Consider the following 14,366-nt stretch of genomic DNA (forward strand, 5'->3'; position numbering starts at 1 on the left):
AGCAATATTTTACTTGATTTTTTTCTATAGAAAATTAAGCGTTATAGTGAACAAGATTGGTTATGACAATATCTAGACTTGATATCTTTGATAGCTTGAACATAAGTAGTATCCATCTCAGCTCTTGAGCCTACACCACCACCAATCTCATATAGCTTACCATCCCCAATACCATAAATAGCCGTATGAATAGTAAACTTAAGACCTTTTGCCCACGCATTTTTAACAACTGTAGTTTTACAAAGATTTAGAGCTTGGTGAAGTGCATTTAGCTCACACATCATATCTACTTTTTTCTTTATATATTCTTCTTGATTATCTTTGTAGCAAGATAGCGACTCTTCGATGAACTGTTTGTTTTGCTCTTTTACTTCATGAATAGATGTTAGCCAGTTATCGATTAGACCATAGCTTTTATCTTTAACGACTGTCTCAACACCACCACAAGCATAATGACCACAAACTATGATTTTCTTAACCTTTAAAACCTCTATAGCAAATTGTAACACTGACAAACAGTTTAAATCTGTAAGTGAAACGACATTTGCAACATTACGGTGTACAAAAACCTCACCTGGAATCAGACCACAAACTTGGTTCGCTGGCACACGACTATCTGAACAACCTATCTAAAGATATTCTGGAGACTGACCTTTTGATAAAGTTTCAAAAAACTCAGGATTTGTTTTTTTGATATCTTCAGCCCACGCTCTATTGCCTTTTATTAACTCAGAAATATCACTCATTTTATCTCCTTGAATTATTATTAGTATTAGCTATGAGTATAAGCTTTTTACTATTCATATTTTACGTATATAGTTACTTCGCCTTGTAAAGAAACATTAAATGCTTCTTTGACATCTTGTTGTGTCATATTTGGCTGGCTTAATAGATAAAACAGTTTGCCTAATGCTGCTTCATCTGTCATATCATAACCAGAAACGACACCTGCTTCAATAAGTCCTCTAGCAGCCTTATAAGCATCCATCTTGACACTACCATACAAACACTGCGTACAGTTGACTATCACAACTCCCCTATCATTAGCTTTTTTAAGTGTCGCATGTATATTTGGGTCGTTAATCATATTACCAGCACCATAAGTCTTGAGAATTAAGCCTTGTAGTGGTGGTTCAAGTATAGCTTCTATAATATCATTACCTATCCCAGGAAAGACATTCAAAATAGCAATCTTTGGCACACCAAAAGTTTCTAACTTAGGTTGACTAAACGCATCTGCACGATGCCATAATTTTTCTTGCTTAACAACTATATCTATACCAACCCTTGCTAATGTAGGATAATTTGGTGAAGCAAAAGCATCAAACTCAGTCGCTGATATTTTTGTAGTTCTATTACCACGCATTAGCTTTTGATTGAAATACACACACACTTCCTTGATATCATCACTACAAGCAAATATTAGACTATTAAGAATATTTGATATTGCATCTGATCTAATCTTAGATATCGGAATTTGTGACCCTGTGACAATTACTGACTTTTGAAGTTCCCCCAGCATAAATGATAGTACAGAAGCAGTATAAGCAAGAGTATCTGTACCATGTAGGATTACAAAACCATCATAATATTGATAATTTCTAATGATATCTAGAGCTAATGAAAGCCATTTTTTAGGATTAATATTTGATGAATCTATAAGATTACTATACTCTTTAATCTCAAATTGCGGCATATTATAATGATAAAAATCTCTAATACCTTCAATTGTCTTGCTAAGGTAACTTGGTTTGACATCATATCCTTGCTCAGTACTAACCATTCCTATAGTGCCACCAGTATATAGAACTAGAATTTTTTTATTAGCACGATTTTCCATTTTACTTCCCTATTAGCTCGGCAATAGCTTTATTTGCTAACGCATCTGCTTTTTCATTACCAGCATTACCACTATGACCTTTTACCCAACCCCATGTTACATTATGCTTGTTTGTCAGACTATCAAGCTCTTGCCAAAGATCTTTATTTTTGACTTCTTTCTTAGCAGCTGTCTTCCAATCATTAGCTTTCCAGTTTGCCAACCATTGGTTAATACCGTTTTGTAGGTATTTAGAATCAGTATAAATTGTTATATCACACTTTCTTTTAAGTGCTTGAAGAGTTCTGATTGCTGCCATTAGCTCCATTCTATTATTTGTAGTATCTTTTTCATTACCATATATTTCTTTATCTACACCATTATAACTAAGGATAGCTCCCCAGCCACCACCACCAGGGTTACCCTTACAAGCACCATCTGTGTAGGCAATGACACTATTTTTCTTTTTGAAAATTTCCATATACTTCCCTAGCACAACCACCACTATAGATTTTAGCTTTTATCGGCTCATCAACAAGTTCGCTGACATTCAAAGCGTCAACCCTAAAATAATTGTCTTTTTTAAAGACTACAACATAATTTCTACTAATTATTTTCTTGAGCATATTTACTATAAAGTTATTAGTATAGTTTATTAGACTAACTTTTTTACTGCTAAAACCATTCGCTAAAAACCGTGATAATATCCCATATAGACTAATACCACCGAGGCAAGCCACTATAACCTCACCATCATCTGCCAAACAGAAATGTAATTGATTAAATAATGCTCTCATCTGTTTTGGACAACTGACAAAACTCTCATCAAGAATAATAAGATCAAAAAACTTATGTTCGAAAGGCCAAGCCTCAATATCAAAAACACATCCCAGCGGTGGCTGAGTTTTTAGATATCCTGAACATGCAACTAGTTTTAGGACGTTCATATTATGAAAATAATTACTCTCTGTAGCTGTTATAATAAGAGCCTTTTTATACCATCTTTGACTTAGATATCTGGTTATAATGCGCTCTTTGTTTAACATCACTACTCTACCAATACTCTCATTCTATCAAAATAATCAGAGCAAGTTTTGCTTACAACCGCTGCATTATTTACTATTACACCTTGATATTTTAACCCTAAAAGCGCCAAAGACATAGCGATACGATGATCATTATGACTATTAACTTCAGCTGGCTTAAATTGACTTCTAGCTGGTGAGATTAAAATACTGTCTTGAGTTGTCTCTACATAGACACCAAGCTTAGTAAGTCCCTCTGCCATAGCTGCGATACGATCTGATTCTTGACCACGTGTATGACTAAGACCTGAGATATGCGTATCACCTTTAGCAAAGCAAGCAATAGCTGCAAGTGTCATGAAAGTATCAGAGAAATTACGCATATTAACTTGTATACCACGAAGTTTATCACTACCTGTAACCTCTATACCATCATCACAGTAGTTAACTTGACAACCTATATTTTCAAGTACTTCTAAGAATTTGATATCACCTTGCTTAGACTTTTTAGTAACATGCATAACCTTAATAGTTGAACCAGTAATAGCTGCAAATGCCCAAAAGTACGATGCTGTTGAAACATCTGGCTCAACCACATAGTTACTAGGAGAGATGTATTGTGATTTTTTGACAGTATAGATACTTTTATCAATATCAACTGTCACACCAAACTCTGCCATAACTTTTGTTGTCATATCTAGATATGGTTGCTTGTGATCTGTGATAGAGTTTAATCTTAGACCATGGTGCATAAATGGTGCTGCCATCAACAAACCTGAAGCAAATTGTGAGCTTTTCTCACCATTAACTTCTATATTACCACCACTTAATGATCTAGCTACTATTGTCAAAGGCATAGCATGATCCTTTTGATGGTAGTTTGCTATCATACCTAGCTTTTGAAGTGGTCTTAGCTGATCTGCTAAGGGTCTATCTATCATTCTTTGTTTAGCATATACATAATATTTACCTGTAGGCTGCACCACTAACATTGGTATTATAAATCTTGTCAAAGTACCTGACTCATTACAAAATATCTTGGCATAATCATTATTAAACTTTGCCGCACAACCATTGATAAGTAGCGATTTAGTTGCCTGATTATGCTCAACTTGACAGCCTAAATCCTTTAGAGCTGCAACACACGCTAAGACATCAGCGCTATTGGGCAAATTCTCAAATTTTGTCTGACCTTGTGCCATCGCTGAGATTATCAGTGATCTATTTGATATACTCTTTGAGCCATCTAAATATACTTGCTGATTTATCTGTGATTTTATTTGCGGGATAAAATCTTTCATTTATTTAGTTCAAAAATTACATTGATGTTTATATTAACATAACTACTAGTATTTTTTTGAATAATTAATTATGTAAACAGCTAAAATTTAAGAGCGGGTCTTGATAGCTTTTTTAAGCTTAGCTAGTGCATCTTCTTCAATCTGGCGCACTCTTTCAGCTGAGATATTATATTTAGCAGCTAAATCTTGGAGAGTTGTCTTGTTATCAAGTAGATAGCGTGATATGATAATATCTTTTGTACGGATATCAAAACCACTCAAAACATCTTTGACAACCACTTTGAAGTTATTATAATAATCTTGCTGGATAATTTGGTGCTCAATGTTTGAAGGTTTATCTTCTAAATATAAACTTTGCTGCAAAGTTTGCTCACCATCATCATCTGTATATGGCAAATCAAGACTTGCATCACCCTGACACATTCTTTTCTCCATCTCGATGACAGTTTCTTCTTTGACACTTAGCTCTTCGGCTAATTCTTTTATATCTTCCGAGCTTAACCAGCCAACTTTACCTTTACTACTTCTAAGATTAAAAAATAATTTGCGCTGTGTTTTTGTAGTAGCAACTTTGACAATCTTCCAGTTTTTAAGGACATAATCATGCATCTCTGCCTTGATCCAATGAACCGCAAATGATACTAATCTGACACCTTGATCAGGGTCAAACTTACTTACAGCCTTCATAAGACCAATATTACCCTCTTGGACAAGATCTGCTATTGAAAGTCCATAGCCTGAAAAGTTTCTTGCTATTTTAGTGACAAAGCGCAAATGGGATAACACAAGTTGCTGTGCAGCATCTAAATCTTTTTTGTATTTATAGCATCTTGCTAGCTCTTGCTCTTGCTCGAGTGATAACATTGGTAAAGTATTAACAAAATTCAAATATGTACTAAGATTATTATCAGATACAACCGGTAGAGTTTTCATTTTCGTAGCTGGTAATAATTTTTTGTTAGCCATATGGCTTCCTTATACTATTGATAATAAGTATATGCTTGCTTTAGCTGATTGATTTGAGCTTGTTGTTGCTCTAATGCATAAGCAAAGTCTTGTTGCATCTGCATCATCATAGCATGTAATTGAGCTATTTTTTGATCTTGAACTTTCGTATACTCTTCTAACCCTTTTATTGTATTTTGCTTATGCATATACTTAGCAAATTTTTCTTTGGCTTGCTTTAGTTTATCTAAGTTTATCCAGCCAGTATCACCATTATTTTTATCAATAACTTCACACCAGTTATTTTGCTTACAATAAAAGATATTGTAATTATCTTGATTTTCAAAAGTTATTAGTGCAGATACTTTAGAAGTATGATCTTCTTTGCTATAGATACTAACCAACTTATGTAAATGATCAGCATCTTGCTTTTGTGCTGGAGATTGTACTGGCTTACTATCAGACATATCTAAACTAAAACTTACACCAAAAGCAAGTATAAAGCCCGCCAAAACTAATTTTCTCATTAATACTCCTTTTACTCGTTCTTCACTTTAATTATACACTATTTAGTAATTAACAGCTACAATAATGACTTATAGAATAGGAGTATCTTCTTTAGATATTTGCCTTGGAAGTAAAGATTCTCTATTTAAACCTAGAGCAACCGCCACCACACTAGCGATATATATAGATGAGTATGTACCTACTACAATTCCCAAGATTAGAGCTAACGAGAAGTTATGTACTGAGCTACCACCAAATAGATATAGTACTACTACAACCAACATTGTTAGTCCAGAAGTCAAGATAGTTCTTGATAAAGTATCATTAATACTTCTATTAACTATCTCTACAATACTAGCATTACGCATTTTTCTGAAGTTCTCACGCACTCTGTCATATATCACAACTATATCATTTAATGAGTAGCCAATCACAGCTAATACCGCTGCTAGCACAGTTAAATCAAACTCTAACTGAAACGCCGCAAATATACCTAAGATAACTATTGGATCATGTAGTAATGCTATACAAGCACTAATACCAAACTTCATCTCAAATCTAGCACTTATGTAGATTAAGATACATACCATCGCTATTATGATTGCTAAAACACCATTACTTGCTAATTCTTTACCAACCTGTGGACCAATGTAATTAACACTTTGAACTTTCGCATCTAGCGAGCTTGCGACTTGCTGTTTGAGATATTGTTGCGCATCTTCTAAGTTTTTTGCTTTTGTATTAACCTCATTGGGAGCAAACTTAATGAGAAAATTATTATTATCACCAAAAGTCGTAATCATTGTATGTTCAAAACCAGCTTTGACTAACTCTTTAGTCATAATTTCAGAGTCTTGTGACTTAGTAGATGTCTGAATTTGTACTTGAGAACCACCTGTAAAATCTAAACCAAGATTTAAACCTTTAGTAAAGATAAAAAATAATGACACAATAATAATTATTACAGAAAAAACTGTTGTATGTTTTTTAATTCCTAAAAAATCTATGTTTGTTTTTTGCTTAAAAAATTCCATTATAAAACCAACCTAAAATTATATGCCTATAGAGATTTTTTCTAGTTTCTTTCTCTTACCGTAAACAAAATTTGTCATCGCTCTTGAAACAGTAACAGATGTAAACATAGATGTCACAATACCTATCATCAATGTAATTGCAAAACCTTTGACTGCACCACTACCTATGAAGAAAAGTATCACCGCAACAATCAAAGTTGTAATATTTGAATCTACAATTGTTGTAAACGCTTTCTCATAACCAATATGTATTGCACTTTGACGAGGCATACCAGCACGAATCTCTTCTCTAATGCGTTCAAATATAAGTACGTTACCATCTATTGACATACCCAAGTTTAAAACAATACCAGCAATACCTGGTAGTATCAAAGTAGCACCATGAATAACAGACATCACTGCAACAATTAGGATTAAGTTCATCACTAACGCAATATTAGCTATAACTCCAAAAACGCGATAATAAACTAAGATAAATACTACGACAATGATAAGCGCTATCACGATAGATAGCATACCTTTTTCAATATTGTCCTTACCTAGGCTTGGACCTATTTGCTGCTCTTGAACTATATGTACAGGCACTTGTAACGCTCCTGATTTAATCATTAAGGCAAGATTATTTGCTTCTTTTTGATTAAGACCAGTGATCTGGAATTGTGAGCCTAGTGCAGATTGGATTGTAGCAACATTGATTAGCTTCTCAGTTTTACTAACTACATTCTTCTCTTTACCATTTTTATCTTTGACTTTCTCATAAGTAGTATTAACAAGCATTACCCCCATTTGGTTACCAATATTTTTGCCTGTAATCTGTCTAAAATGACTTACTGCACTTCTATCTAGCTCAACCATCACTATCGGTGTCCCAGTCTGACGATCAATAGATGGACTAGCTCTGATAATATCAGCGCCACCAGCAACAGCAGCGTCTCTTAGGCTATAGTAGCTTTGATAACCTCTACCATTATCTAGAGCATAAACTTTATAACCCTGCTCTGCAGCTGCTAATCTATCTGCGACAGGACTTACTAAATAAAAACTTGCTGTAGAAGTACCTCCTAAAATTTGCTTAGCTTGGGTAGCATCTTGCAAGCCTGGTATTTCGATGACAACACGATTATCACCTGCCTGAGCAACAGATGCCTCAGCCACACCTAAAGCGTTGATACGATTACGCATAACTGTCACAACTTGAGATATTGCATCTTGCTTAAGCTGGAGAATCTTAGTACTGTTATAAGAAATAAATACTATATTACCCTTATTGGTGTAGATTATCTTAGGATCTTGTGTCTTACTAAAATCAGTACTTAAATACTGTTTAAGTTTATCAACATAAGAGGAATTTGCTAAAGTTATGGACACAAAACCATTATCAAAATAATTTTGTGGCGCTTTGATAGTTGATTTTTCTTCAGTTTTTGTTGAGCTTAATATATGTATACGATTATCTTTAGCAGCACTTAGAATTATATTTAAGGAATTATTTAGTTGAGCATCGATAGCTGTTTTTGTATCGGCTTCTAGTATCAAATACATACCACCACGCAAATCTAGTCCTAAGTTCATAGGCTTAGCACCTAATGCTGATAACCAACTAGGTGAGTTCGAGAGCATATTCATAGCAATAATATAGTCATTACCTAAACTATATTTTAGTATTTTTTTAGCTTTTAGCTGCTCTTCAACGTCTTTAAATGTTATTGTAATATTACTTTTATCATCAGCTATACTAGCTCTTTGATAGCTAAGCTTATCTCCAGCTAGTGTTTTCTCAATATTTACCAATAATTGAGTAGTAACATCACCATCTTTTTTCGATATTTGTAAAGCTGGACTTTTACCAAAAATATTAGGCAAAGCATAAAAGATCGCTAATCCTAAGATAATTAAGATCAAAAGATTTTCCCACAGTGGAAACTGGTTTATAGGTAGACTTCTGTTATTACTCATTGAAAATTCCTTTATTAAAAAGAAAAAATTAAAAAGACTTTGTAGAATAGTTAATTAAGCTTTAGTAGCACCTTTAGGTAGAATATTTGCTACAGCATTTTTTTGGATTTTTATAGTAACATTTTCTGCAACTTCTAAATCAACAAACGTCTCATCTATTTTAGCAATCTTGCCTACCACACCACCATTAGTTACAACCTCATCACCTTTTGATAGTTCAGATAGCATCTTACGTAACTCTTTGTTTTTCTTTTGCTGAGGTCTAATTAGCAAAAACCAGAGTATAGCAAAAAATACCACAAGCATTAAAATTGAGCTTAGTGGGCTACCAACACTTTGCTCCGCACCTTGTGCAAATGAAGTTGATACAAATAATACAATTGCAGATAGTGCCAATAATAATTTTTTCATTTTTCTCCTAAGGATTTTAAATTTAAAACGTAAGAATTTTACCTTAGTAGTAATGCTTTATCAATTAAAGACTAGTAATAAGCTAATAAAAGTATTTCTAGCCCTTAAAGTTTTTAAAATATAAGCTCCAATTAGCTTAATCAGTATAGCTACTAGATTTCTCTTTAATATATTTAGTTACAAATCAATTATTGATTTATCGCAAATACATAAAAAGTATTAGCTAAAAGACAATTTATTTTGATCATTAATTTTAAAATTTGCATAATAACGACTCATCTCTTGATGATAATCATTAATTTTCTTAACTTTACAATTATTAAAATATGCTTGCAGATACAACAAATTCTTAGTGTCATTAAAGGAATAACAACTATTAAATAATAACATGATATCAATACTGCCATGAAAACTACAATTTTCTTTTTCATGATTTCTCGCGTTTATTATTTTTATTAGCTCAGTAATATAGTGTATTATATTACGATACAGAGGAAATTATCAGACTTCATTTATAATAAATTAACATGAAATAAAATTGTCAATATTTACAGTTTCAGCAATTCTACTTAAGTTTGCTAGACTAGCTTCATGAGCTTATTGACTCGCAGTATTACATGCATCTGTTATCACTGTAACCTTGAAATCACGATCATATAGCTCTCTAACTGTAGACTCTAATACATAGCTAGTCGATACCCCACAGATAATCACATGATCAATATTTATTTGTTCGTAATATAAGCTTTAGATCTGTACTAATAAAGCATTTACACAATGTTTTGTAATAAAAATAGCATGCTACTGAACATCTATTTGTGGATTAAATTCTGTTGCCCAAGTACTAAGCTCTAAAACTTTGTTTTTAGTGGCTAGTTTAAACATAGATGAAATTTTAGAACATTATTAATAATATCTTTGCGAAAGCTGACGTGTACATAAGCTATCTGAATATTGTTTGCCCTAGCCCAAGCTATTAACTTGTTAGCTTTTTGCATAGTTTTATCATCTTTAATTCTTTGAGCATTATGAACACCAAAAGCGCTATTTTTATTGACAATTTCATTTATAAAATCGGGCAACTATTACAAATGTATTTTCCATTTCATTCCCCCAGTTAAGATTTTCTAATTACCAATAATATGCTAAAGATGCATATCATTAAGATTCCACATATTTCTAAATAACCCATTGATGTATTATAAAAAAACAATATCTAAAATCACCGCAACTACTACCGAAAAATACATTACTGGCGCAATCAAAGAGGGATTTTTGGTATATTTAAAAACTCTTACCCTAAAAAATCTGTGCACTAATACTAAATACTATTATAGCTATACATGCCCATATTATTAAGGTTGAGTGAATAAATTATTTGTATTAACTAATAGAAGATATATTAAATGGTAGAAACACTAACATTATTACTCCTATAAATATATATCCAAAGGCTCATAATAAAATATTTTCTTTTTGACTAGCACTATATAATACATTTGAGAAGCTACATTTAAAACACCAGAAAAAATAGCGGTCAACGCATATATATTAAGGCTACCACTACCATTCCCTAAAATCAGGTAAATCCCTAAGAAACTAACTAATATACAGGTAAAATTAAAATGACTATCTTTGCTTAAAAAATATAAAACATATATAAGGATAAATAGTGGACTAGTATTAAATAATAATATTGTAATTCAATAACAATCCTTTACTTAAGCTAATAAAAAGAAATATTTGAGCCAAAAACTAAATATTAATCAAGTAAATATCAATCTCCAACCACTAGAAATAATCTTTGTAAAGGAAAAAATACTTACAATTCACCACATTAAGATACTGCCACCAATAAAGCTAATAAACATCGATAAATAAATACCATCAATCATAACTAAATATTTTATAGCAAAAGATGCAAAAGCAATTAAAGTTGCTGATGATACCATTAAAGCTAAACTTATAAAGTTATTTATAGAAACCATATTTTCACTATTTTTTTGAAAAATTATGGTAAATAATACAAACGTTACATATTATGTAAAACATATTCATTTTTATATAAAAAGTAAGTTTTACTTACTAATAATGGTAAAAAGAAATGACCTACCACCATTAAATTCATTACCTGTTTTTATAGCGGTGATTAAAACCAAAAGCTATACCAAAGCAGCTGAAGAACTTTTTATAACTCATTCAGCAGTAAGTCAATCTATCAAAAAATTAGAAAATCACCTAGATAAGAAACTCTTTTAAAAACAAAAAAGAAAACTAATAATCACAGATTTAGCAAAAGAATATTATGTAAAAATTGCGCCTTTAATAACCAAAATATATCATTCAACAAAAATTTTCAAAGAGCCAAAAACAAAAAAATTAGTTATAAACTGTATAACTACCTTATGTGCAAACTGGCTAATACCAAGGTTTGATAGTTTTATAGAAACTTTTGAAAATATAGAGATACAATTAATAACAATAGGAAAATAAGTTAATTTTGGTTTTGATGATATAGACTTAAGTATTAAATATGGTACCTGAAAGTGAATTTAATAATTTAAGTAAATATAAGCTCGCTGATGGCGAATTAGTTCTAGTATGCAGCAACAATTATAGAGGGAAAACAGTCACTGAAATAATAGCTCGCCAAAATCTAATTTATGTTGATAATAACATTCGTTATTAATGATTATAGCAAGTGGCGTAAATATAATAATAGATAAAAAGTATCAGCACAAAAAAGAAATTATGCTTTAAAAATTCACTCTAAGCAATTAAAACTTGTTTATCAGGAATTGGCTTTTTTGTAACAGAAAAACTTTTAATAGAAGATATATACAAAATAATCTTTTATATATTTCAAAACAGGAAAAGCCTCCAACAGAGAGATCTTACTACTTACTAGCAAAAAATTCAGAATCGGATTTATTTATAAAAACAAAACAGCTGCTAATTTCATTTTTAGATAAATAACGCTATTTATAGCTTACTAAAAATTCTTTTCTAAACTCTGTAAATCTACCCTCATCTAAAGCTTTACGGATAGATTTCATAAGGTTTTGGTAGAAAGTCAAATTATGAATAGTATTCAATCTGGAACCTAAAATCTCTTTAGTTTTGTCGAAATGATGTAAGTAACTCTTAGTGAAATTTTTACAAGTATAGCAATCACAATTTGGATCTAATGGTAAAGTATCATCCTTATACTTAGTGTTTCTAATCTTAATCACCCCTCTGAAGTGAAGATATGACCATTGCGAGCATTTCGTGATGGCATAACACAATCAAACATATCTATACCACGGTATACTGCTTCAACTAGATCTTTTGGTGTGCCAACCCCCATTAGATATCTTGGTTTATCTTCAGGTATTTGATGCGCAGTATGATCAAGTATTCTAATCATATCCTCTTTAGGTTCTCCAACAGATAAGCCACCAATAGCAAAACCATCAAAATCAATTTCTTTTAGCTTAGCTAATGACTCATCTCGTAAATACTCATATATACCAACCTTGGATAATACCAAATAATGCTGAAGGATTATCATCATGAGCATCTTTTGATCTTTTTGCCCAGCGCATAGATAGTTCCATAGATTCTTTAGCTTCTTTTTCAGTAGCTGGATATGGCGTACATTCATCAAAACACATTACAATATCTGAGCCTAAATCTCTTTGCACTTGTATTGATATCTCAGGTGATAAAAATACTTTAGAACCGTTAATTGGTGATTTAAATGTTACCCCTCTTCTGTAAGCTTACGCATTTTGCCTAAACTAAATACTTGGAAACCTCCAGAATCTGTCAAGATTGGTCTATCCCAACCATTAAATTGATGTAGTGAACCATGTTTTTTAACAATTTCTGTTCCAGGGCGTGACCATAAGTGAAATGTATTACCCAAAATAATCTCTGCTCCCATCTCTTTTAGCTCGACAGGAGATAGTGACTTAACAGCACCATAAGTACCTACTGGCATAAATGTAGGTGTTTGAATATCACCACGAGGAAAACTTATTTTTGCTCTTCTAGCTTTACCTTCTTTCTTAAGCAATTCAAACTTCATTACTGTCATAAAAATCAACCTTTTAAAGTAAAAATTAATCGATAAGTTTTTAAAGCTATTAATCCTATAACAAAGCAACAAAAATAGCTAGCTAAAATATTGTCTAGATAGTATTATCTTCTATAATAGTTTATAATAACTTTAGAATCATAAAGGATAAATTATGAACTTTTTGAATTTCAGTATACTAATATTTGCTTACTTGTTAGGATCTATAAACAGCGCTATTATTGTTTGTTACATATTTAGATTACCATCACCTCGTAGCGTTGGTTCTGGTAATCCTGGTACGACAAATGTTCTTAGAATTGGTGGTAAAGTCCTAGCTGTAATTACGTTAATATTTGATATTCTCAAAGGTTTAGCCCCTGTAGTTATTGCCAAAGTCCTAACAAACAATGAGTTTATAACTGCATGTACAGCACTTTATGCAGTTCTTGGTCATATTTTTCCGATATTTTTTGGCTTCAAAGGTGGTAAAGGTGTTGCAACACTTATAGGTACTCTATTTGGTTTTAGTTGGATCTTAGGCTTAATCTTTGTGATCACATGGTTATGTGTAGCTGTAGTTACGCGCTATTCATCATTATCAGCTTTAGTAGCTACTGTTATAGCAAGTTTCTCATTAGTATTTACATCAAACTTACAAATAGCTGCGCCATTTATCCTAATAACGATAGTAATACTTGTAAAGCATGGAGGAAATATCCAAAGACTAATTAATGGACAAGAAAGTAAAATTGGTGACAAAGCAAAGGCAAAAAATGATTCAAATTTAAAACTTAAAAAAGAATATAAAACAAATAATACATAGTAACCTTGTTCTAGATAACATCAATCTAGAAATCAGACAAAGTGAGATATTTGGTATAATTGGTCATAGTGGCGCTGGTAAAAGTTCTCTCTTAAGATGCTTAAATTTACATGAGCAGCCTACTACGGCTCAATTTTTATAGCCGATGAGAATATCACTAAGAAAAACTCAAAACAGCTGTACGAATTTCGTAAAAAAGTAGCGATGATATTTCAACATTTCAATCTACTATCATCCCGTAATATTTTTGAGAATATTGCTCTACCACTTGAGATCCAAGACATACCCAAGGCTAAGATCAAAAAAGAGTTTTTGAGCTTTTAGAACTAGTTAAGCTGCAAATAAATCAAATGCATACCCACAAGAGCTAATGGTAGTCAAAAGCAAAAAGTCTCTATAGCTTTTAGAGTACTTGCTCTAAACCTACTTGTATTACTATCTGATTAGGCTAAATCTGTATTAGATCCAACCTCTACCAAACA

The 14,366-nt window shown here is 32.0% G+C and carries 13 protein-coding genes and 5 pseudogenes; 3 read left to right on the plus strand and 15 right to left on the minus strand.

Annotated elements, in window-relative coordinates:
* Positions 1-41: 41 nt before the first annotated feature.
* The 14 genes and pseudogenes from C9379_RS05000 to C9379_RS08830 form a co-directional block, all read right to left on the minus strand.
* A pseudogene (locus C9379_RS05000) lies at positions 42-746 on the minus strand (carbonic anhydrase).
* Between the two features lie 50 nt (positions 747-796).
* Positions 797-1,840, minus strand: a complete 1,044-nt coding sequence (ansA, locus tag C9379_RS05005; RefSeq protein ID WP_143384622.1) for an asparaginase — start codon at positions 1,838-1,840, stop codon at positions 797-799.
* Between the two features lies 1 nt (position 1,841).
* Positions 1,842-2,300: a ribonuclease HI gene (gene rnhA, locus C9379_RS05010; protein WP_318263238.1), complete on the minus strand. Its 459-nt coding sequence runs from the start codon at positions 2,298-2,300 to the stop codon at positions 1,842-1,844.
* On the minus strand, positions 2,275-2,865 hold the full coding sequence (locus C9379_RS05015; RefSeq protein WP_143384620.1) for a class I SAM-dependent methyltransferase: 591 nt from the start codon (positions 2,863-2,865) through the stop codon (positions 2,275-2,277). The genes rnhA and C9379_RS05015 overlap by 26 nt, the downstream gene beginning before the upstream one ends.
* Before the next feature lie 2 nt (positions 2,866-2,867).
* A complete protein-coding gene (gene aroA / locus C9379_RS05020) occupies positions 2,868-4,145 on the minus strand; it encodes a 3-phosphoshikimate 1-carboxyvinyltransferase (RefSeq protein ID WP_143384619.1) in 1,278 nt (425 codons plus the stop codon).
* Positions 4,146-4,232: 87 nt separating this feature from the next.
* Positions 4,233-5,111, minus strand: a complete 879-nt coding sequence (rpoH, locus tag C9379_RS05025) for an RNA polymerase sigma factor RpoH (RefSeq protein WP_143384618.1) — start codon at positions 5,109-5,111, stop codon at positions 4,233-4,235.
* A 14-nt stretch (positions 5,112-5,125) separates the two neighbouring features.
* Positions 5,126-5,617, minus strand: coding sequence for a hypothetical protein (locus tag C9379_RS05030; protein ID WP_143384617.1), 492 nt, complete (start codon positions 5,615-5,617; stop codon positions 5,126-5,128).
* A 69-nt stretch (positions 5,618-5,686) separates the two neighbouring features.
* Positions 5,687-6,631, minus strand: a complete 945-nt coding sequence (secF, locus tag C9379_RS05035) for a protein translocase subunit SecF (RefSeq protein ID WP_143384616.1) — start codon at positions 6,629-6,631, stop codon at positions 5,687-5,689.
* An 18-nt stretch (positions 6,632-6,649) separates the two neighbouring features.
* Positions 6,650-8,587 (minus strand): protein translocase subunit SecD, encoded by a 1,938-nt coding sequence (secD, locus tag C9379_RS05040; RefSeq protein ID WP_143384615.1) that lies wholly within the window; start codon positions 8,585-8,587, stop codon positions 6,650-6,652.
* 54 nt (positions 8,588-8,641) lie between these two features.
* Complete coding sequence (yajC, locus tag C9379_RS05045; RefSeq protein ID WP_143384614.1) at positions 8,642-8,998, minus strand: preprotein translocase subunit YajC; 357 nt, start codon at positions 8,996-8,998, stop codon at positions 8,642-8,644.
* A 219-nt stretch (positions 8,999-9,217) separates the two neighbouring features.
* A pseudogene (locus tag C9379_RS05050) lies at positions 9,218-9,429 on the minus strand (hypothetical protein).
* Between the two features lie 166 nt (positions 9,430-9,595).
* The gene (locus C9379_RS08820) at positions 9,596-9,727 is read right to left on the minus strand and encodes a cysteine hydrolase family protein (protein WP_425536932.1); all 132 of its coding nucleotides are present in this window, start codon (positions 9,725-9,727) and stop codon (positions 9,596-9,598) included.
* 143 nt (positions 9,728-9,870) lie between these two features.
* Positions 9,871-10,080: a hypothetical protein gene (locus C9379_RS08825; RefSeq protein WP_425536924.1), complete on the minus strand. Its 210-nt coding sequence runs from the start codon at positions 10,078-10,080 to the stop codon at positions 9,871-9,873.
* A 35-nt stretch (positions 10,081-10,115) separates the two neighbouring features.
* Positions 10,116-10,986: pseudogene (locus tag C9379_RS08830) on the minus strand (DMT family transporter).
* 103 nt (positions 10,987-11,089) lie between these two features.
* Between C9379_RS08830 and C9379_RS05065 the strand changes: the two are divergent.
* Positions 11,090-11,974, plus strand: a pseudogene (locus C9379_RS05065) (LysR family transcriptional regulator).
* Between the two features lie 2 nt (positions 11,975-11,976).
* On the opposite strand, the pseudogene tgt reads toward C9379_RS05065, so the two are convergent.
* Positions 11,977-13,079: pseudogene (tgt, locus tag C9379_RS05070) on the minus strand (tRNA guanosine(34) transglycosylase Tgt).
* 154 nt (positions 13,080-13,233) lie between these two features.
* Between tgt and plsY the strand changes: the two are divergent.
* Complete coding sequence (gene plsY / locus C9379_RS05075; protein WP_143384613.1) at positions 13,234-13,884, plus strand: glycerol-3-phosphate 1-O-acyltransferase PlsY; 651 nt, start codon at positions 13,234-13,236, stop codon at positions 13,882-13,884.
* A 58-nt stretch (positions 13,885-13,942) separates the two neighbouring features.
* Entirely contained in the window at positions 13,943-14,026 is an 84-nt protein-coding gene (locus C9379_RS08835) for a hypothetical protein (protein ID WP_425536933.1), read from the plus strand.
* Positions 14,027-14,366: the final 340 nt, after the last annotated feature.

The organism is Francisella-like endosymbiont (assembly GCF_003069505.1).
Classification (GTDB): domain Bacteria; phylum Pseudomonadota; class Gammaproteobacteria; order Francisellales; family Francisellaceae; genus Francisella.

Coding starts and splice junctions, on each gene's coding strand:
- C9379_RS05030 (WP_143384617.1), bottom strand. CDS start 5,617: ATGAGAAAATTAGTTTTGGCGGGCTTTATACTTGCTTTTGGTGTAAGT.
- C9379_RS05015 (WP_143384620.1), bottom strand. CDS start 2,865: ATGTTAAACAAAGAGCGCATTATAACCAGATATCTAAGTCAAAGATGG.
- secD (WP_143384615.1), bottom strand. CDS start 8,587: ATGAGTAATAACAGAAGTCTACCTATAAACCAGTTTCCACTGTGGGAA.
- rnhA (WP_318263238.1), bottom strand. CDS start 2,300: ATGGAAATTTTCAAAAAGAAAAATAGTGTCATTGCCTACACAGATGGT.
- rpoH (WP_143384618.1), bottom strand. CDS start 5,111: ATGGCTAACAAAAAATTATTACCAGCTACGAAAATGAAAACTCTACCG.
- ansA (WP_143384622.1), bottom strand. CDS start 1,840: ATGGAAAATCGTGCTAATAAAAAAATTCTAGTTCTATATACTGGTGGC.
- aroA (WP_143384619.1), bottom strand. CDS start 4,145: ATGAAAGATTTTATCCCGCAAATAAAATCACAGATAAATCAGCAAGTA.
- yajC (WP_143384614.1), bottom strand. CDS start 8,998: ATGAAAAAATTATTATTGGCACTATCTGCAATTGTATTATTTGTATCA.
- secF (WP_143384616.1), bottom strand. CDS start 6,631: ATGGAATTTTTTAAGCAAAAAACAAACATAGATTTTTTAGGAATTAAA.
- plsY (WP_143384613.1), top strand. CDS start 13,234: ATGAACTTTTTGAATTTCAGTATACTAATATTTGCTTACTTGTTAGGA.